This window comes from Flagellimonas cixiensis, assembly GCF_042134615.1.
Lineage (GTDB): Bacteria > Bacteroidota > Bacteroidia > Flavobacteriales > Flavobacteriaceae > Flagellimonas > Flagellimonas cixiensis.
This window is the reverse complement of the sequence record NZ_CP169639.1, coordinates 1987366-2007526: the sequence shown is the minus strand read 5'-3', so window position 1 is coordinate 2007526 and position 20161 is coordinate 1987366. Positions and strand designations below refer to the sequence as shown.

16 protein-coding genes are annotated in these 20161 nt (G+C 40.8%); 1 reads left to right on the top strand and 15 read right to left on the bottom strand.

Annotation, left to right across the window (positions count from 1 at the left end; translation table 11 throughout):
* The 7 genes from ABT310_RS08900 to cyoE form a co-directional block, all read right to left on the bottom strand.
* On the bottom strand, window positions 1-531 hold the full coding sequence (locus ABT310_RS08900) for a DUF420 domain-containing protein (protein ID WP_375323552.1): 531 nt from the start codon (window positions 529-531) through the stop codon (window positions 1-3).
* A complete protein-coding gene (locus tag ABT310_RS08895) occupies window positions 531-1274 on the bottom strand; it encodes an SCO family protein (RefSeq protein WP_375323551.1) in 744 nt (247 codons plus the stop codon). The genes ABT310_RS08900 and ABT310_RS08895 overlap by 1 nt, the downstream gene beginning before the upstream one ends.
* Window positions 1255-1887 carry a hypothetical protein gene (locus tag ABT310_RS08890; RefSeq protein WP_375323550.1) on the bottom strand — a complete coding sequence of 211 codons (633 nt, stop codon included), beginning with the start codon at window positions 1885-1887 and terminating at the stop codon, window positions 1255-1257. The genes ABT310_RS08895 and ABT310_RS08890 overlap by 20 nt, the downstream gene beginning before the upstream one ends.
* 70 nt (window positions 1888-1957) lie before the next feature.
* Window positions 1958-2341, bottom strand: coding sequence for a cytochrome C oxidase subunit IV family protein (locus ABT310_RS08885; RefSeq protein WP_375323549.1), 384 nt, complete (start codon window positions 2339-2341; stop codon window positions 1958-1960).
* A gap of 17 nt (window positions 2342-2358) precedes the next feature.
* On the bottom strand, window positions 2359-3333 hold the full coding sequence (locus ABT310_RS08880; protein ID WP_375323548.1) for a cytochrome c oxidase subunit 3: 975 nt from the start codon (window positions 3331-3333) through the stop codon (window positions 2359-2361).
* 91 nt (window positions 3334-3424) lie between these two features.
* Window positions 3425-4006, bottom strand: a complete 582-nt coding sequence (locus ABT310_RS08875; RefSeq protein ID WP_375323547.1) for a heme-copper oxidase subunit III — start codon at window positions 4004-4006, stop codon at window positions 3425-3427.
* The gene (cyoE, locus tag ABT310_RS08870; RefSeq protein ID WP_375323546.1) at window positions 4007-4909 is read right to left on the bottom strand and encodes a heme o synthase; all 903 of its coding nucleotides are present in this window, start codon (window positions 4907-4909) and stop codon (window positions 4007-4009) included.
* A gap of 118 nt (window positions 4910-5027) precedes the next feature.
* Between cyoE and ABT310_RS08865 the strand changes: the two genes are divergently transcribed.
* Window positions 5028-5927: an MBL fold metallo-hydrolase gene (locus ABT310_RS08865; protein WP_375323545.1), complete on the top strand. Its 900-nt coding sequence runs from the start codon at window positions 5028-5030 to the stop codon at window positions 5925-5927.
* 72 nt (window positions 5928-5999) lie between these two features.
* Here ABT310_RS08865 and ABT310_RS08860 read toward each other — a convergent pair whose 3' ends face one another.
* The 8 genes from ABT310_RS08860 to queG all read right to left on the bottom strand — a co-directional run bounded on the left by ABT310_RS08860 (window position 6000) and on the right by queG (window position 20122).
* Window positions 6000-6704, bottom strand: a complete 705-nt coding sequence (locus ABT310_RS08860; protein WP_375323544.1) for an energy transducer TonB — start codon at window positions 6702-6704, stop codon at window positions 6000-6002.
* 54 nt (window positions 6705-6758) lie between these two features.
* The gene (locus ABT310_RS08855; protein WP_375323543.1) at window positions 6759-7118 is read right to left on the bottom strand and encodes a VanZ family protein; all 360 of its coding nucleotides are present in this window, start codon (window positions 7116-7118) and stop codon (window positions 6759-6761) included.
* A gap of 40 nt (window positions 7119-7158) precedes the next feature.
* Window positions 7159-7539 carry a glycine cleavage system protein GcvH gene (gene gcvH / locus ABT310_RS08850; protein ID WP_375323542.1) on the bottom strand — a complete coding sequence of 127 codons (381 nt, stop codon included), beginning with the start codon at window positions 7537-7539 and terminating at the stop codon, window positions 7159-7161.
* A 103-nt stretch (window positions 7540-7642) separates the two neighbouring features.
* A complete protein-coding gene (gene sprA, locus ABT310_RS08845) occupies window positions 7643-14749 on the bottom strand; it encodes a cell surface protein SprA (protein ID WP_375323541.1) in 7107 nt (2368 codons plus the stop codon).
* Window positions 14750-14754: 5 nt separating this feature from the next.
* On the bottom strand, window positions 14755-15336 hold the full coding sequence (gene ruvA / locus ABT310_RS08840) for a Holliday junction branch migration protein RuvA (protein ID WP_375323540.1): 582 nt from the start codon (window positions 15334-15336) through the stop codon (window positions 14755-14757).
* A gap of 12 nt (window positions 15337-15348) precedes the next feature.
* The gene (locus ABT310_RS08835; protein WP_375323539.1) at window positions 15349-17643 is read right to left on the bottom strand and encodes an NADP-dependent malic enzyme; all 2295 of its coding nucleotides are present in this window, start codon (window positions 17641-17643) and stop codon (window positions 15349-15351) included.
* A gap of 121 nt (window positions 17644-17764) precedes the next feature.
* On the bottom strand, window positions 17765-19099 hold the full coding sequence (locus ABT310_RS08830; RefSeq protein ID WP_375323538.1) for an MFS transporter: 1335 nt from the start codon (window positions 19097-19099) through the stop codon (window positions 17765-17767).
* A 126-nt stretch (window positions 19100-19225) separates the two neighbouring features.
* Entirely contained in the window at window positions 19226-20122 is an 897-nt protein-coding gene (gene queG, locus ABT310_RS08825; protein WP_375323537.1) for a tRNA epoxyqueuosine(34) reductase QueG, read from the bottom strand.
* Window positions 20123-20161 lie beyond the last annotated feature (39 nt).

The window sequence follows — 20161 nt, the reverse complement described above, 5'->3', positions numbered from 1 at the left end:
CTAGATGTAGTAAGGTGAAATCATAATATAAACTACAACTCCCGTTACAGCAACATACAACCAAATTGGAAAGGTGTATTTCGCCCAAAGTCTATGGCTTTCTTCATCATCCAAATAAATTTTGGAATAGGTGATCAATACCAATGGCACTACTGAAATAGACAATACAATATGCGTCATTAAAATAAAATAATACACATATTTTATGGTTCCACTACCACCAAACATGGTGGTTTCAGAAGTCATATGATAGGCCACGTACATCACCAAGAAAAGGGCAGAAAGCACAATATTGGTGATCATTAGTTTTTGATGCAGTCTTCTTCTACCATTTTTAATGGCAATAACCGCAACAACCAATAAAATGGCTGTAATACCATTTATGGTCGCATAAATGGGCGGCAAAAATGATAAGGGTTTCGCATTGGGTATTTTATAACGAAACAATACGGCTACCACTAAAGGTATGGCCACGGAAATAACCATGATCCATTTATTGAATCGTTTTTCCTTAAGTGTAATTTCTTCCATTATTCTGCTAATAATTTTTTAATATCTTCTTTTAGCATGGTAATCTGTTGAGGTTCACCCTCATCGTTGACACCTTGTTTTTCGGTAATAGTGCCTCGATAATAGATTAATGGATTACCAAATTGATCCTCGCGTGAGCGAATATACCCATTTTTGTCAACCAATGCGAACATTCCAGAATGTTCAAAACCACCTGGAACATCATCATTTTCATTGGCCAATATATAAAAGCCTTTTTCGGCCAACTCGTATATCTTGTCTTGGTCTCCTGTCATTAAGTGCCAATCCTTATCTGTAATGCCGTGCTTTGCGGCATATTTCTTTAAGACCGAAGGGGTATCATATCTTGGGTTGATGGTGAAAGAGGCGACCGCAAATTCTTCATGTTCTTTAAAAGTGTCTTGAAGCTCTACCAAGTTTTCGGTCATAATAGGACAAATGGTTGGACAGGTGGTAAAAAAGAATTCCACCAAATACACCTTACCTAAATAATCTTTATTGGTGATTAAGGTACTGTCTTGATCATAGAAAGCAAATTCTGGCACTTTTCGTCTTGTTCCATTATTTACCACATAACCAAGCTTTTGCGCTTGCATTCCTACGCTCATACGGTCGTTTTCCACAATGGTGCCTCCTTTTACCCGCTTGGTAATTTCATAAACGGCAAATATTCCGAATATGAGTATAATGGCGGATACCCAGATGTAGGTGTGTTTCTTTTTATTATTTGCTCCTGTCGGCATTGTTCTTTTTTAATGCTAGTCGATATTCTGCCAAGATGATCTTGACATCATCCACCATTTTATTGTTCAATTCTGCGACGGAAGAGGTGTCAAATCCAAATTTGACCCCATCATCCTCATCATCGTTTCTTCCTCTAAGGTTTAAATCCTTGTCCACAATAAAAACAAAGGGCGTGGCCAAAGTCCCATCCAATTCCAAATCAGTCTTCAACCCGTTAAAATAGGTTTGAATATTTTCTTTGGATCCATAGGCAAATTTCCATTTATCAATATCGGAAAGTTTCCCTAGTTCGTTCTTAAGATTTACTACTTGTTCCTCGCTTCCATCGGCCACTACCATGACCATTTGAAAGTCGTTGAACTCGCCAAATCTTTTATAAATTTTTTGGTTGAGGTTGAAGGCATTTCCTTGTCGGTCGTTCACATTAGTTCCCAAAAAGCCGAGAACGGTAATCTTATCCTTTAGCGCAACATTCGCATCCATCTCTGAAATGTCCGGCACATTTTCGACCAAGATGGGCAATCGACCAAAGTTATTCACTCCAGAGGCGAAAAACAAATACACCACCACGGGGAGTATAAAAAGGATTGCCAGTACAATTTTCTTTTTCATAGTGTAAAACCGTACAAAAATAAAAAAAGACGGTTGGAAAACCGTCTTTTTAATTTGTTAAATACTGTGTTTAGAAGTTCCAAGTAATGAAACCGTCCTTGTACACGTTATAAATGTAATCTGCTTCAAAAAGCAAAATGAATATTAAATAGCAAATTAGGAAGATTGGCACCCAAACGATTGTTCTTCTCAATGCCGTTTTCTCGTCCCTAAGGTGCATAAAGTCCCATGCAATGTAATAGGCTTTCACCAAGGTCAGGATAATGAAAATCCAGTTCAAGAGTTTCATCCCAATAAAGTAGGTGTGGGTAAGGGCTTTTGGCTTTACAATACCTAAAGCTACTTCCACAGTGGTTACGATGGAAAGAAAAATAAGTACCCCCCAAATTTTTTGCGTGTTAGACTTAAATTTTACAAGTCCCCTAAAAATCTCAAGTTTATGATCGTGTGCCATTTATATAATCGATGTTTTTATACCAAATAAAAGAATGTAAATACGAATACCCATACCAAATCCACAAAGTGCCAGTACAGACCAACCTTCTCTACCATTTCATAATGTCCTCTTCGCTCGTAGGTTCCAAGTATCACATTGAAGAAGATGATCACGTTGATCACTACCCCGGAGAATACGTGGAATCCGTGGAATCCAGTAATGAAGAAGAAGAAATCTGCGAACAAACGGTGACCGTATTCGTTGTGGACAAGGTTGGCCCCTTCCACTACTTGATTGGCTTCCAATATTTTTGCCAAGGATGCCTTTCTATCCAAAAGGGTCTTTTCACCTTCTTCGTTCAAGAACTCTGTTCTGATCAAAATGTTCGGAGTGGCTTTGAATCCCTCAACCACTTCATTTAAAGAGTAAGATGTTTTGTACCCTTCGCTCTCGAACCAAATACCTTCACTTGCTTCGTGCTTTACTCTTTCTTCCGGCAATGTCTTGGCAAAATCCGCCAAAGCTGCTCTTTCTCCTGTTTCTGCATTTACAAACTGAAGAATACGACCTGAATTGGTCTCAACCGCTCCGTAATCACCTTTGATAAATGTAGCCCATTCCCATGCCTGTGAACCAACGAAGATGGCACCACCGATAATGGTCAAGAACATATAAAGGATTACTTTGCTCTGTTTCATTTTATGACCTGCATCTACAGCCAATACCATGGTTACGGATGACATGATCAAAACAAAGGTCATAAAGGCCACATAGTACATTGGGAAATTCCCGTGAAAGAAAGGTACGTGGGTAAATACTTCATCGGCAATGGGCCAAAGCTCTATAAATTTAAATCTTGAGAAACCATAAGCCACCAAAAACCCAGAAAAGGTCAAGGCATCCGACATGATAAAGAACCACATCATCATTTTTCCATAGCTTGCGCCTAGAGGTCTATTTCCCCCTCCCCAAACGCTGTCTTCAGTACCGGTATTTACCGTTGCATCCATAAAAAAGGTCGTTTTATTAAAACTTTCACAAATTTACATTTTTTGATGTATTGGAAAAGATAAAGTTGAAGTAAAAAGCTCCAACCAAATATTATTTCACGAAATACATAAATAAAATTAGGTACACCCAAAGGAAGTCCAAAAAGTGCCAGAACGTGGCACCCAGCTCCATTCCCAACATGTTATCCGGTGTGTATTTGTTCCTAAGTTGCTGAACCAAAACCACTAACAAGGAAATTAAACCGGCCACTACGTGCGCTATGTGCACTGCTGCAATCAAAAACACGTAGGACATTTTAATATTACTTGTAGGTCCGGTAAAATAATAGCCGTTTTCCAACATTTGGGAAAAACCATAAAATTGCATTACAATAAAGGTGATACCCAAGGCCAACGTGGCCCATAAAAACAGGCTTGCCTGATTTTGCTTGTCTTTAGCGACCAATTTTTTGGCAAAAAAGTAAGTGATACTGCTCAAAATAATTAGGCCCGTACTCACAAAAAAAGCACTTGGCAACTCCAAATCACTTACCCAATCATCCCTCTTGCTACTCACAATGTAGGCACTGGTCCAACCAGCGAACCCCATGATCAAACTCACTATGCCAAACCAGAGCATCATTTTTTTTGCTCTTCTCAGCTTCTCCTTTTCCGTTCCTTGGGTTAAATCCATTTAATTGATAAACTTATCTATTACGTAAACAACTTGAATCAACGATATATAGGTAACACTTGCCAGCATCAATTTACGTGCTGAAACATTGTCTCTATTTTCATAAAGTTTAAAGGCGAAAAACAACATCACCAGGCCTGCAAGCAAAACAATGGCAGCTGCCACAATGGATAATTGTAATCTACCCGTGAATCCAAATACGGGCAAAATTGAAATCACAATCATCCAAATGGTATATAATATGATCTGAATGGCTGTTCCTTTGTCTCTGTTTCCGGTTGGAAGCATTTTAAAGCCCGCCCTTTTATAATCTTCATCCAACATCCAGCCCAAAGCCCAAAAATGAGGAAACTGCCAAAAAAATTGGATCATGAACAAGGTTCCGGGCTCAATTCCAAAATCGTCGGTAGCGGCAACCCAGCCCAACATAAAAGGAATAGCGCCAGGGAATGCCCCCACAAAAACGGAAAGTGGCGATTTTGTTTTTAATGGCGTATAAACACTTGTGTATAAAAAGATAGAAATAGCACCGAACATGGCTGTTTTCGGACTCAGGGCCAATAAGGCCAGTACCCCTAAAATGGTAAGAAGAACCGCTGTGGTCAAAGCAGTTTTCACCGACATCCTTCCCGATGGAATAGGTCTGTTCCGGGTACGTTTCATCAACGCATCCAAATCCTTTTCTATGATTTGGTTATATGCATTGGAGGCACCCACCATACAATACCCCCCAAATGCCAATAGTAAAAGGGATACAAAATTGATTTCGTAGGCACCCAACAAGTACCCTGCAATGGATGAAAACACCACGCTTACGGCCAGCTTGGCCTTGGTAATCTCCTTGAAATCGGTAAATATCATGGAAAGATCGGTATTATTTGCAGTACCTATTGCAGACTTCATCCACCTTAAATTGGCTGGCAAAGATAACGTCACCGATTCTCATTTCCAACCTATTGACGGTCTTTGTATTATTTTTGATTGACCTTCGACTAAATATTAAAACCAAAAACAGCTAATTATGCGCAATTTCTTTAGTTTCTTGCTTCTTTTTTCGTTTGTGTTAACACAGGCACAGACCGATGAAGTAAACATTACGATTGACAAACTTGCCCAAAACACCTACATGCTTACCGGTAGTGGTGGCAACATCGGAATTTATGTAGGAGAGGACAACGTTTTTATGATCGATGTCCAATTTGCTCCGCTAAGTGAAAAAATTAAAACTGCAATTGGCACCCTAACCAACAAACCTATTTCCTATTTGGTAAACACCCATATGCATGGTGACCATACGGGAGGCAATGTGAATTTTAACACGGATGAAACCGTTCTCATAGCCCAAGACAATGTTAGAAAACGCTTGCAAGCAAATGGACAAGAAAAAGTTTCTGCTAAAGAGATGAACCAACAAGATTATGAAAAAACACTACCCGAGATTACCTTTTCCGAAGATCTTACCTTCCATGATGGAGATGAAACGGTAATCCTATTTCATGTGCACAATGCACATACGGACGGAGACACCATGATCTATTTTGTAAATGATAATGTGATCCACATGGGCGACACCTATTTTGCAGGTCGCTATCCCTATATTGATTTAAAGAGTGGCGGAAGCATTAATGGGTATATAGATGCCCACAAAAAGGCCTTGCTTGTAATTGATGCGGAAACAAAAATCATTCCTGGCCACGGTAGACCTTCCAATAAAGCTGAATTGGAAACTTTTGTAAGTGTATTGGAAGATATTAGAGCAACCATCCAAAAAGAAATCAGCGCTGGAAAATCGTTTGAAGAAGTTAAAAACAATCAGAACCTTACATCCAAATATGATGCAGATTATGGAACAGGATATATTAATCCAGAACGAATCCGTGAGACGATTTACCTCAGTCTAACCTCTCCCATAAAAAAATAAAGCATAAAAAAAGCCCTGACGTTTACCATCAGGGCTTTTTCAATTCCTGCCGCAACAGGAATTCTATACATCTTACTGAAGCTTAAATGTAATTGGAATACTGAAAGGTACTTTTACTGGTCTACCTCTCTGTTTTCCTGGAGTCATTTTTGGCAATTTCTCAATAATACGCAATGCCTCAGCTTCCAAGTTTTTATCTGGTCCACGCATTCTAATGTTACCGATGCTACCATCTTTCTGGATAACGAAGATAACACTCACCCTACCTTGAACACCCATTTCCTGAGCGATTTCTGGGTAACGGAAGTTTTTACGGATGTGCTTCTGCATCATTTCTTGGAAACAAGCTTTTTTATCGCTAGCTCCTTCGCAACCTGGAAATACTGGTACGTCCTCGATTACTGCGAAAGGAACGGAAATATCTTCTTCAACTTCCTCTACCTCAACCTCTTCTATTTCAACCACTTCTTCTTCTTGACTGGTTTCAGTTGACTCGATTACAGTTTCTTCAACTTCTTCTTCATCCTCTACCACTTCGATAACTTCTGGTGCCGCTGGTGGCGGTGGAGGTGGTGGGGTTTTAATTTGTTCGGTCATTGGCACTTCTTCGTCCAACTGATCTTCAACATTCATAGAAATGTCGTAGTCATTGACCTTATCATACTTTTTCCACTCCATTGCTCCGTAGACCACGCCCAAAACAGCTGCCAAACCTATCACAAAATAGAGGGCACTATTTTTTCCTACGTCTGCTTTTGGGTTCTTTTTAAGTTCCATCCTTTTTTAAATTTAGTGTTCGCTAATTTAATTATTAATTAGTTAAATAAGCAATTAAAATTTCCATTTTAACGGCTTTTCTTTAGAAAATAGCCATCGAATCAGCACAATTCCTGTAAATGCTCCTAAAGTATTTGCCAAAACATCGCCAAATTCGGCGTGCCGATCCGTTGTGATCGTATATTGTAAAACCTCAATAATTATACCGTAAATAATGGCCAATACAAATATTGTTGTGGTGGCCTTTTTAATATCAATCTGGCCGCGGGTTCTTTCCCTAACCGCAAGACTCCCCAAAAAAACAAACACGGTGTGGAATATAAAATGCGTAATCTTATCCGCATAGGGAATATTAAGTCCTCCGGTATCCAAACTGATTGCTGAAAAAGAAAATAAGCTGAGTATTGTGATCAACAACATCCAGCTTATAAATAATAAGGTATATAAAAAGCTTTTAAGCACCAATCAACGCCTTGTAGTCCTCAACGGACATTAGTTCGGCAATTTCATCGGTGTTGCTTAATTTTATTTTGATCATCCAGCCATCACCGTAAGGATCTGTGTTTACTTTTTCCGGCTCATCTTCCAATGCTTCATTGAACTCAATGATTTCGCCGCTTAGTGGCAAGAAAAGGTCAGAAACTGTTTTCACGGCTTCCACAGTACCAAATACTTCTTCCTTGTCCAAAGTTTCGTCCAAAGTCTCCACTTCAACATATACGATATCCCCCAACTCACTTTGGGCAAAATCGGTAATACCCACAGTGGCGACATCTCCATCTATTTTGACCCATTCATGGTCTTTTGTGTACTTTAATTCTGATGGTAAGTTCATTATTTTCTTTTTGAATTAGTCGATGGACAAATGTAACAGATTGTACAAAGCTTTTCAAAGAAACTTTTACCCAAAATGCTAAAAAACACCTTCTGAGAGCGTATCAATTCCCAAAGTTGTACCTTAAGGTAAATCCTGTATTGATCGTAGTTTGAGGAAATGCGGTGGAAACCTTGAATTCTGAAAAGGAATGATCGTAAAAGAACAAGGCATTCAAACTTTTGCTCAACGCGTAATCCACTGTAAACTTAAGGGACATTAGTTTTTGACCTGAAGTGATTTGATTGTTGTCGATATCCAAATTACGAATAATGGTAATATTGTCTCGCAAGGATAGGTCTGCCTTTAGATTCATATCGCCCTTCAATCGAGTTTTTTCACCCCCAATGTTTGTCACAAACTTTACATCTTTAAATCGATACCCCAATCCAAGAGTGTATTCCTTTCCATTGATTTCTGTCATTAAATTATTATCAAAACTTAATGAAAGCGTTCTATCGGTTCTTACCTCAGCCAAAAAGCTAAATGAGTTCCTCATTTCAAAATCGACCCGCATCAATGGACTAAACTCATCCGTCAATACCACGTTGTTGATCAACATTTCAGGCAATAAGTCCTCTGTTTCGGGGTCATATGTAGTATTTTGCCGCTCTAAATTCGTCTGGAACGAATTGACACTATAGGCCGCTCGATACCCATGACTCAAAGAGAAACGGGTAAATTTTTCCTTGAACCAGCGATTTTTCATCAAACCGGTATATTTTATGTTCCAGTTCGGAATTGGTATTTCCCTAAAAGCATCCAGATTCACTCGATTGGCATCCTGACCGGTATAGGCCGCAAAGAAAGCAGGCAATAGCACCTCTTGTTGGGTTTTACCATAGCGCTGTGGAAATCCATCTTCATCCAATTCGCCAACAGTACCCCCCCTGTCGCTCACCAATCTATTGGCAATGATGATTCTATTTTGTTTGAACTTTTCAAATGTTTCAGAATCGAACTCATCGCTTTTGTTAAAGATAGTACTGATCATCATTGTGGAAATACTGTAATTCCCCATTTCATTGATCAATCCATCAACACCATTTGTCCAAAGTTCTGGACTATAGCTCTCTTGTGACGAACTGTTGAACATACGATCAGCCGTTAAATCTATGGTAAGATCTTGGGTAGGTTGAGCCGTTGCCGTAATGTTCAACTGCTTGTTTGTATTTCGGATATACTGATTACTGTATTCTTGATAATTGGTCAGCCATCCGTTTCGGGCAGCCTCAAAACGTACATCAGCCTGACTACCAAAAACAAAGCCCAACGTTGGTCTTGTGGTTCCAATAAACCCAACCGATTGGGTATACCCTGGAAGCACGGTACCGTTGTTTTCACTATAATTTACATTCACCCGCTTCACCATGGTTACAATATCCACCAAAGTATTGAAACCCTTGCTGGTCTTTTTGGGTGTATTGTCATCCTGACCCGCTGCAGGGTTGCCAGCTTTATCACGTCTCACCGGTGCTTGGTTGGCCCCCACTTTGCCATCACGTTTTTTGAGACCCAAGAAATCGTAAAATCGTTGCATGCTCATGTTGGCAGTCAAATTATGGGTATTGGCGTTTTGCACCGTATTGATGTTCTCGCCCGCCACCTCTATCAAAGCATCGCCACCACGTTGCCAATCAAAATTACTGGTGTAGGTGTATTGTGCATTGATAAAGTTTAAAAATGGAAATTTATCGAATGGCAGTTCATAGTTCAACTGCATTTGCTGAGCATGTCGGTTAGGCTCTCCAATATCGAAAAATCCATCCCATAGGTCCAACATTTCATTGATTCCAGATTCTGAATCATCATCCACATTAAAATAGTTTCGAACAATATTATTGTTGGATGTGGTCAAGTTCAACCGCAACGATTTTGTTATACTGTAATTAAGGGCATATTGCCAATTGAACAAATAATTACGTTGTTGCAACAAGGGCAACTCCAAGGCGTCCACTCCAGGCTCCAACACATCTCTAAATCGCTGTTGGTTGAAGGAACGGTTGTAGTTGGCATTGAAGGAAAAACTTGTTGGCAACGCATTAAAGTTCAAATCTTTCAACCACTGCCAATATTTTCCAGTTAGCATGGAATCTTTTTTGGCAAATGGAGCAACAGGTGCGGGTCTAAAATTGTGATTGTAGACCACTCCTGTTTTTACGTTTTGATCTCTAAGTTCGGCAACTTCAAAATCCCTGTGATTGGTTTCGTTGTAGCTATAGTTAAAGGTAAAGTTTTCAATATCGAAAATGTTTTCCTCGGCCTCTTCACCTCTATTTTTTCGAACCCCGATCAAATTGACACTGGTTCTTTTGGTATAATCTTCGGCTTGTTCTTGAATGGCTTCCGCTTCTTCCGCTGTGGTTGCCGTCGAAATTCGGTCATCCAATTTCAGGTCGTCATAAACAGGATCATACTCCGGTGTGATCAACGTTTCCGAAATCCCATAATTAAAGGGCAATTGCAGGTTCCATTTTTTAGGAAAAAGCTGTCCGACATTCACATTGGTCACCACGTCATAAGAAACTGCATCTTCCAAAGCTCGCTGTGTTGGAGACTGGTCAATGGAACCAAATCCAGAAGTACTTTTGCTACCGGTTGCTGTGACGTTGGCGAAATCGGCCATGTTTGCATCCATACTCACAATGGCTGCCCAACCTCCATTATTTTCCAAACCTGCCAATCGAAGTTCGTTGAACCAAACTTCTCCCCTAGCAGGAACATCATCAATATTCTTTACGCCCAACATCATACCTCGGATACTTCCCAAAGATGGATTTCCGCGAATCCCAATTCGAATGGTTCCTGGGGTTCTTGGTGCAAACTCATCTACCAAAACAGGTTCACCATTCACGATTTCATAAAAGGTGATTTCTGAAAGGGAATCATCCGAGATTCCTTTGGATTTAACTTTGCGAAGGTCACTCATGGAAACCTCTAGCTGGTTGGCATCAGGCCAAATTTCATCTACCGTGGACGACCCAAATGGTGTAAATTGTAGTGGAAGTTCTATCTGATAAAAGTTTTCCTTGAAATCGGTACCCAATCTTAAAAATCCAACCAAGGGCGTATCGCTATCTGCATAATCCGAATTGAAGATTTTTTCGGCGTGCATGAACATTTTAATCCGTTCGTATTGTCGCATGTCAATGTTCACGTTTTTGAACACCCCTCTTGAATCTTCTGATTGTAGATTTTCAATTCGCAAAGACAATGACTGTTCATTCTGACGGATTATCGTGTTGTTATTGTTTAATTGCTCACGGATAACGCCTGGAGGCAATACGTATGGAATGGGTTGTCTTCCGTAGTTTTCCTCAATGTTCACTGTGTTTACATCCATCACCGTAGCATCATCCGTTGGGTCGTTGTCCACTTCAGGTTGTAGGGAGCTGGTATAGGTTCTCCAATCACCACGAACCAGATCCAAAGTAGCAAAACGTAGCACCACATCATCTGAAAATCCGGTTAGGTACATTCTCATAAAGCTAATGGACCTAAAATCTGAAATCCCGCCCACGGCATCTGTAAAATCACTCAACGGAATTTTATATTGAATCCATCTTCTGTTCAATTGGGTACCGTTTGGGAGCGTTGGGGTCAAACCTTCACGAATATCGGTTACATATTTGTCGTCAATTGTGGTATTTGGTTTAATTTCAATACGGTATTCGTAATAACTATTTACCGTATTCATGGTCAAATCGCGGTCAATATCCTCTACATCGGGCAAAGTAGTAGAACCGCGATTGGTATCTGTAACCTGTACAGGGGAGTTGCCTTGGGTGTTGTTAAAATCAAAGTAACGTTCCAACACTCCACCATCACGATTCAAATAGTATTGATAGTTATCCAAGGCCGGGTCATTTGCAGGCCCATTATAAATTGCCGCTTCTTCTGCATCGCTCAACCCATCCAAACCTATGTCTTGCAATGTTCTGTTGGTTTCATCCGCATCAAAGGCATAAACCAAAGATTGTGTAGATGGAACTTGTCCCCAAATAGTCTCTCTTGGCACTTCGGTACTGGTGGTGGATGGCAACCCGTTCTCGTATTGTTTGCGCCCATCCTTAAGGATGTCCTCCGAAATATTACCCAAATTCAACACCAATTCCCCAGCATTGGCATCAGTAGTTTCGCCATCAATATAAGGGTCCAACACCCAAAACTGAACAAACTCCACATTGGACTGCTCAAAGTTGGTACTGCTCAACGGACGCATGATTCCAGCCCATTTGTTTTCTGGGGCCTCGTTTTCAAAACTTGGATTGGCATTGTAAGGCCCTTTGTTGTTAGGATAATACACAATATCCAATGTACTCTGCACCTGTGTTTGTCCTTGGGCGATATCAGTTTCGGTAAAAACCTCATCAATAAAAACACGACGGGTTGAATTTAAAGAAATGTCGTTATCGGACATTCCTGAAGGTCTTTGATTGGTATAAAAAATGGGATCGATGGTATACCAGGCCATTTTAGCCCTTTCGTGCCCCACATCAATTCCTGTTCTATCGTTTATAAATTCCACGGGCGGACTAGCCAAGGTCCAGCCCAATGATGAACGAATGTCGATAAGGGCCTGTGCTCCCTCAAAATCATCTAAATAAGTGGTGGTCTCTCCTTGAAAATCGGCATTCTTGGGTGAATTTGGACTTAAAAATGCTACTTCTCCCCTTACACTTAAATTGGAAGGCACATCGGTATCGATATTCGGAAGCTTATTGGCCAAACGAGTTAAAAATGGAACTTCGGTACTGAAATTTCCATTCAAACCATAAATACTATTGTTAACGGGTTCTATTCCGTAATTCGATTTTTGGGTGAGTGGACGCTCATTTAAGTTTAGAAAAGTACCACCCAACACAAAGTTTTCGTTAAACTGGTGCTCCACATTGAATCCTGCAAATCGTCGAGTTTGTTGCCCAAAAATGGCATTGTTCTCTACTGAAATATTGATAGGTGTATCGGAAGCCTGCAAACTCGGGTCCAAAATTTGAACCGTTCCGGCTTGATAATTCACCGTGTAATCAATTCCCTCTTGAAGCTGACGCCCTCCTGCCGTTACATTTACAGAACCTTGGGGTACATTAAAAGCTCCAATCGGAATGCCGTTATTGGATTGGGAGGTATATCTAACTTTCAGTTGAAACCTATTCTTTTCAGCATCTTGCAAAGAGGCCGCTTTGGTCTTGGCATACATGTTTCGGAACACATAGCGCTGTTGGTTGGCATTATAGCCCTGATCATCTTCCACGTCATAGGTTCCCCCTCCCAACAAATCAAATAAATATTCACCAAAAGGTTCCACTTTGGTAAAAATGATGCGACCCGTTTGAGAATCTACCGTAATACCTTCGACATAATCAAAAAAACCATCACCTCCTGGTTGCACATCATTGTAGGTATTCAGTCTATCCAAATTGAAAACACTCAGCAATATTTGATCCTCCAAACCAGCGGGCCATCCCGTATTGGGGTCAGCAGGCGTAATATAGTTTCTTGGCGTAGGGTCAGAATACAGAATGTTCAATTTAAAATCCTCTTGGCTCAATTGATAGGCTCCCGTAGAATAAATGTTTTTCATCATCAGATCCCAAATCGGATCTTGCACATTGGTGATGTTGCTTTTAAGGAGTTTCAGGATCAAAGAATTGTTTTCCACCAAATTGGTCCCCGTTGAAACTGTGGTCGCATCAATACTTCCATTGGCAAATTCACCCACCTGATATACCTGTCCATTGTAGGTATATTGGAAAGCGACACCTAATACCTCATCATTGCTCAAACTTTGGCTCAAAGAGATGTATCCCAATTGGGAGTCGAACTCATAATCTCTTCCCGCCTCCAGTTTTCTGGCATTTTCCAAAATGGAATAATCGTAACCTTGATTTACGGGATAACCTGGTACATTGAAACCGTTTTCCACAGTGGCAATATCACGAATCGCATTGGTCAACACACCTGTGGTCCCAATTTGGTTGGGATCATACAAGTTGGCCGAGTTTTGAGGCAATTGTGTTGCTACGGCAGATGGATTATAAAATCCAGGTGGATTTCCACCGTTTATTCCAATTCGAGTATTTTCTGGCAATGCTTCACCCAAATCCTGAATCGCAACTACGTTACGAACATTTTGGGTTTGTTGGTTTCGGTTGGTCACCCACACTTCCAAACGTGTGATTTGTACTTGGGTCTGAACAAAGGGATAGGCCGCCAAGGCTCTGTCGTAGTTATCTCGAAAATAATGGGACAAGAAAAAGTGCCTGTCCTCATCATAGTCCAAAGCTGTTAAAGACACCTCGTTTACGGTTCCTCCGCCTTGCGCCACTACAGTATTGGTTTGGGAACGTTGTTCCGAGAAAACTGCAGTAACGGTCGTTTTGCCAAATTGCAGCTCGGTTTTTACACCAAACAAACTTTGCGCACCGGTAATCAATGAGCTATTTAGGGGCATGCTCACATTACCAATTTCAATTTTTTGAATAATATCGTCTTCAGTTGGTGTGTATTCCAACTTTACCAAATTTTGGAAATCAAAGGTAGCCTCGGTATCATAATTGGCGGTCACCTGAAGTTTCTCTCCTACCTTGCCCAGCAAGCTCAAGCTTATGCGTTGGTCAAAATCAAATGAGAGATTGGTTCTGTTTCTAGGTGATAGTGCCGGGTTATCATTTTTTTGCCACAACACTCCCAAATCCATGGCCACAGAACCTTGTGGAATCACCTCAATGGTGTTTCCTCCAAAAACGGATTCAAAAAAGCTACTGTTCACATAAAAGTTGGGGAGTAGATTTTTTCGTTCTTCCTCACTACCCTCTTTTTTACCGGCATACGCATCCGCCTTTCGTTTAAAATAGGCTTTCATCTCCTCCTTTTTCACCAAATCGTAGTATTGCTCTGGTGTAAGAATCAAGGGATAGGTTACGTTGTAATCCCCAACGCTCTGTGTATAAATATATTGATTGGTTTTGGGGTCGTAGGTATATTTAGCAACTATGCTATCGGGGTTCTCCAAAAGGATGCGACCAAGCTCCACTCCGGTTTTCACCGTATCTTGAACTTGCTCATTCGTCTCCTGCCCCATTACTGTGGCAATGGTCAGCAAACAAACAACAAAGAAAGTGTACTTAAAGCTTTTTGGTTTAAGTATTGGTTTTGCCCCTCTTTTCAAACTAGTTACAAATTTTTAAGCGCCTGTTTTATAATGTTCTCGACGCTTAGTGAAGCGTCTTGGGTCAGCACCTTGTCTACCACCTTTTCAGATTGCTTTCTAAGGAAACCAAGAACCTCTAATGCAGATAACGCTTCTTCTTTATTTGTATTGTTTGATTGTTGTGAAACTTCGCCTATGTCGTAGACTTTTAAAATCTTGTCTTTTAAATCCAAAATTACCCGTTGTGCTGTCTTTGCTCCGATTCCTTTTACAGACTGAATGGAAGGCACATCTCCGTTGGCGATGGCATCCCTAACTTCGGAGGGAGAAAGCGAGGATAACATGGTTCTTGCAGTACTTGAACCTACCCCAGAAACAGAAATCAAAAGACGGAATATTTCCCGCTCCGAATTTTCCATAAATCCAAAAAGAGTATGGGAGTCCTCCTTGACCAACAAATGGGTATAAATCACAATATTTTCATCGTTGGGAAGCAACGAATAGGTATGTAATGAAATATGCAAAAAATACCCCACTCCATTGCACTCCACAATGGCATAAGTGGGATTCTTTTCTACTAGTTTTCCACGTAAATGGGTAATCATTTTACTGTTGGATTATTGTTCAGTCTTTGCTTTCCTTCTTTTTTCTCTTTCTTGGGCATCGATTACTGCCACCGCAGCCATATTCACCATTTCGTCGACGCTTGCCCCCAATTGCAAAATATGGGCAGCCTTTGTCAACCCGACCATAATGGGACCAATGGAATCAGCTTTGTGCAAGCCTTTTAATAATTTATAAGTGATATTGGCAGACTCCAAATTCGGAAAAATAAGAGTGTTCACTTTTTTACCTGAAATCTTGGAGAATGGGAAGTTGTTGGTGCACAATACATCATCCAAAGCAAAATCCGTTTGAATTTCTCCATCCACCACCAATTCTGGATTGGTTTCGTGCAAAATTCTCACCGCTTCTCTAACTTTTTGTGCATTCGGGTGACTGGATGAACCAAAGTTGGCATAGGATAGCATGGCCATCACCGGGTTAAAACCAAAGGTTTTGGCTACATTGGCCGTCATTTGGGCTATTTCTGCCAATTCCACTGCACTAGGATCTATATTGATGGAAGTGTCCGCTAAAAACATTGGGCCTCTTTCGGTAATCATAATGTTCACCGTACTGGCATTTTTTACGTTTTTAGCTCTTCCCAATACTTCAAAAACAGGTCGCAAAACTTTCGGGTATGCTCTGGAATATCCTGAAATCATTCCATCAGCATCACCTTCTTTCAGCATCATGGCACCAAAATAGTTACGCTTGCCCATGTTTACACGAGCGCTATATTTGGTTTCGCCTTTTCTTTTTCTTAGTTCCCACAATTTTAAGGCATACTTGGTACGCATTTCACTGAACTCATCGGAACGAGGGTCGATAATGGGTACTTCAGCATCAAAATCAAGCTCCTTCTTCAGATGCTCAATAATATCCTTGTTTCCTAAAAGAATAGGTTGTGCAATGCCCTCTTCGTGCACAATTTGAGCTGCTTTCATTACGTCGAGCAATTCTGCTTCTGCAAACACCACACGTTTTGGGTTTACTTTGGCACGGTTATGAAGCAAACGCACCACCTTATTATCGTTACCCGACCTTTGATACAGTTCTTCCTCATACTTATCCCAATCTTGAATGGGCGCTTTGGCCACCCCGCTTTCCATGGCCGCTTTGGCCACTGCTGGCGGGATTTTTGTAATTAATCTTGGGTCAAACGGTTTTGGAATGATATAATTTCTTCCGAATGTCAACCGCGTGGCATCATAGGCAATGTTCACTTGTTCCGGTACCGACTCCCTGGTCAAATCTGCCAATGCGCGAACGGCTGCCATTTTCATATCCTCATTGATCTTGGTCGCACGAACGTCCAACGCTCCCCTAAAAATGAAAGGGAATCCCAAAACATTGTTTACCTGATTGGGATGATCGGAACGGCCCGTGGCCATGATGATATCCTTCCTGGTGGCACATGCCAGATTATATTCTATTTCAGGATCAGGATTGGCCATAGCAAAAACAATAGGGTCTTTAGCCATGGCATTGAGCATTTCTGGTGAAACAATATCCGCAATGGAAAGCCCAATGAACACATCAGCACCAATCATTGCCTCATCTAGGGTATCAATTTTTCTATCGGTGGCAAATTCCTTTTTCTCCACACTAAGGTTCTCCCTATCACTTCGGATAACCCCTTTACTATCCAACATCACAATATTTTCAGCCTTTGCACCAAATGCTTTGTACAATCGGGTACATGAAACAGCAGCTGCACCAGCGCCACTCACTACGATTTTAACCTCTTCTATCTTTTTGTCCGCAATTTCAAGGGCATTCAACAAAGCGGCTGCGGAAATGATCGCGGTACCATGCTGATCATCGTGCATTACGGGAATATCCAATTCCTCCTTCAATCTTCGCTCAATTTCAAAGGCTTCCGGGGCCTTGATATCCTCAAGATTAATTCCACCAAATGTTGGAGCAATGGTCTTTACGGTTTGAATGAACCTTTCTACGTCGGTGGTATCCAATTCAATATCAATCCCATCGATATCGGCGAATATTTTAAAAAGCAAGCTTTTCCCTTCCATCACAGGTTTGGAGGCTTCAGGGCCAATATTACCCAATCCCAAAACCGCAGTACCATTGGAAATTACCGCTACAATATTTCCCTTGGCGGTGTATTTATAAACATCATCCTTGTTTTTTTCGATTTCCAAACAGGGTTCTGCTACTCCGGGGGAATAGGCCAGTGCCAAATCCCTTTGAGTGGCATAGGGTTTGGTAGGAACAATCTTGATTTTCCCGGGTTGTGGTTTTGCGTGATACAGTAATGCTTCCCTTCTTTGTTTTTCCTTGCTCATCTTGTGAATTATGAATTGGTAAAGTTAGGTCATTATAGGTTTTTATTGGAATATGTTGAAGATCAATTTTTAACAGATTTTCCATTAAAAACTGATGTTTTAAGAGATATACCCCATCCTCTTACAATTCCGGACCATCGAGCACTTGTTCATTTTGGGATTTTGGAACGTTCAAACGCATGGCCAAGATGGCTGCAATGGCAAAAAATGCTCCTGCAAACAGGATAGCGTTTACAGCGTTTCCCCCCAACAAGTTTTTAAAGATGGGTCCGAAGGAAAGGGTTTGAATCCCCATTGGAATTACGATCATCATATTCAATATGCCCATGTACACCCCTCTACGTTCTTGAGGTACAATTTTGGAGACCATGCTATACGGGATTCCCATCATAGCGGCCCAACCTATTCCGAAGAGCACCATGGGGAACAACACATAAATTGGATCGTTTATATAGGGAATTGTAAAAAGGGCCATAGCCGTACCCACCAAACTAAGTGCATACACTTTTTTTCCTCCAAAGCGCATGGTCAAGGGCACCAAAACCAGTGCCACCACTGCGGTAACAATATTATAAGTAGTACTCATTTTTGCTGCTTGAGCGGCCGCTTGGGAGGTATCAAAACCCAAGGAAACCCGAAACAATGGGGTAATAAACTGCCAATACACAAAAAGTGCATACCATTGAAACAAATAAACTGCAGAAAGCTTCCACATAAACTTGGGCATTTCTTTTACCGCATGTTTGATTTCCACAAATGGAACTTTCACTCTATCCAAAAAAGGCAAAGCCTTATGTTTATTAATTTCAACCAACTCCTCATCGGATGGAGGTATTTCAGGAGTTTTTAAAACGGAATAAAGTATTGTGGCTATGGATAAAAACGAACCAATAAAAAAGGAATAGTACAACCATTTGGGCACTGTACCCTCAACTTCTTGCCCCCCTCCGAACCAATCTTGAAACAAGAAAATCGAGGCATTGGCCAATAAAATACCAGCACCCACAAACAAACTTTGCATTTGATAACCGATACTTAATTGGGAATCTGGGAGTTTATCCCCCACAAAGGCACGATAGGGCTCCATGGCCATATTGTTCCCCACATCCAAAATCCAAAGTAAACCCACAGCGAACCAAAGGGTCGGACTTAACGGAAAGGCAAACAAACACAAACTGCCCATGAGCGCTCCAATCAAGAAAAATGGTTTTCTTCTTCCCCACCTAGGCGACCAAGTTTTATCTGATACGGCTCCTATAATCGGCTGCACAATTAAACCAGTAACCGGTCCTGCAATATTTAAAATGGGCAACAGTTCTTCGTCGGCTCCCAGAAAAAGAAAAATAGGGTTGATGGCACTTTGTTGAAGTCCAAAACTGTATTGAATGCCAAGGAAACCGACATTCATATTGAAAATTTGCCAAAAGCTCAGCTTGGGTTTTTTAATCTTAATCATGGTTGGAGTTTAGTTAATCTGCAGTATTGATAGAGGTGTTGTGAGAAATCCATAAAATATCAGCCTCAATATAATGCTTTTCATCAATCTAAACACTTAAAACCATAATTATCAACAGGGATAAACCTATTCCTTCAAAAATTCAATATTCCGTTGTAGTCCGGACAATTTGGTTCGCTTTACCGGTGATTTTTTAAAAATTCGCTTAAACACATCTTCGGTAATTTCTTCCCAATCCTTTTTGGAAAAGGACAGCAATTCGGGATTGGGATTAAAAAGTGGTTCGGAATGCGGTTTAGAAAACCGGTTCCATGGGCACACATCTTGACACACATCACAACCGAACATCCACTCATCCAACTTACCTTGAAACTCGTTGGGGATTTCATTCTTAAGCTCTATGGTAAAATAAGAAATACATTTACTGCCATCTACCACATAGGGTTGCACAATGGCCTCTGTTGGACATGCGTCAATACAGGCAGTACAGGTTCCGCAGTGGTCGGTTACCGGAGTGTCGTAATCCAGTTCCAAATCCACGATCAATTCGGCAATAAAATAAAAGGACCCTACTTTCTGGGTGATCAGATTACTGTGTTTCCCAATCCAGCCAAGCCCACTTTTGGCCGCCCAAGCCTTATCCAAAACTGGAGCTGAATCCACAAAGGCCCGACCGTGTACTTCACCGATTTCCTCTTGAATGAAATGTAAAAGACTTTTTAACTTATCCTTGATCACAAAATGATAATCGGTTCCGTACGCATATTTGGAAATTTTATAAGAATCGTTGTTTTGTTGTTCGGAGGGGTAATAATTTAACAGCATGGAGATCACTGATTTTGAACCTTCCACTAATTTGGTAGGATCTAAACGTTTATCGAAATGGTTTTCCATGTACTGCATTTCACCATGCATATTCTGGTTGAGCCACTGTTCCAAACGAGGGGCCTCTTCTTCCAAAAAACCTGCTTTAGACACCCCACATGACAAAAAACCGAGGCGTTTGGCCTCGGCTTTTATCATAGCTGTATGTTTTTTAATAGAATTCAAAATGGATATCTG

Coding starts and splice junctions, on each gene's coding strand:
- ABT310_RS08835 (WP_375323539.1), bottom strand. CDS start 17,643: ATGAGCAAGGAAAAACAAAGAAGGGAAGCATTACTGTATCACGCAAAA.
- ABT310_RS08875 (WP_375323547.1), bottom strand. CDS start 4,006: ATGGATTTAACCCAAGGAACGGAAAAGGAGAAGCTGAGAAGAGCAAAA.
- ABT310_RS08860 (WP_375323544.1), bottom strand. CDS start 6,704: ATGGAACTTAAAAAGAACCCAAAAGCAGACGTAGGAAAAAATAGTGCC.
- ABT310_RS08890 (WP_375323550.1), bottom strand. CDS start 1,887: ATGAAAAAGAAAATTGTACTGGCAATCCTTTTTATACTCCCCGTGGTG.
- ABT310_RS08900 (WP_375323552.1), bottom strand. CDS start 531: ATGGAAGAAATTACACTTAAGGAAAAACGATTCAATAAATGGATCATG.
- gcvH (WP_375323542.1), bottom strand. CDS start 7,539: ATGAACTTACCATCAGAATTAAAGTACACAAAAGACCATGAATGGGTC.
- ABT310_RS08885 (WP_375323549.1), bottom strand. CDS start 2,341: ATGGCACACGATCATAAACTTGAGATTTTTAGGGGACTTGTAAAATTT.
- ruvA (WP_375323540.1), bottom strand. CDS start 15,336: ATGATTACCCATTTACGTGGAAAACTAGTAGAAAAGAATCCCACTTAT.
- ABT310_RS08880 (WP_375323548.1), bottom strand. CDS start 3,333: ATGGATGCAACGGTAAATACCGGTACTGAAGACAGCGTTTGGGGAGGG.
- ABT310_RS08865 (WP_375323545.1), top strand. CDS start 5,028: ATGCGCAATTTCTTTAGTTTCTTGCTTCTTTTTTCGTTTGTGTTAACA.
- cyoE (WP_375323546.1), bottom strand. CDS start 4,909: ATGAAGTCTGCAATAGGTACTGCAAATAATACCGATCTTTCCATGATA.
- queG (WP_375323537.1), bottom strand. CDS start 20,122: ATGATAAAAGCCGAGGCCAAACGCCTCGGTTTTTTGTCATGTGGGGTG.
- ABT310_RS08895 (WP_375323551.1), bottom strand. CDS start 1,274: ATGCCGACAGGAGCAAATAATAAAAAGAAACACACCTACATCTGGGTA.
- ABT310_RS08830 (WP_375323538.1), bottom strand. CDS start 19,099: ATGATTAAGATTAAAAAACCCAAGCTGAGCTTTTGGCAAATTTTCAAT.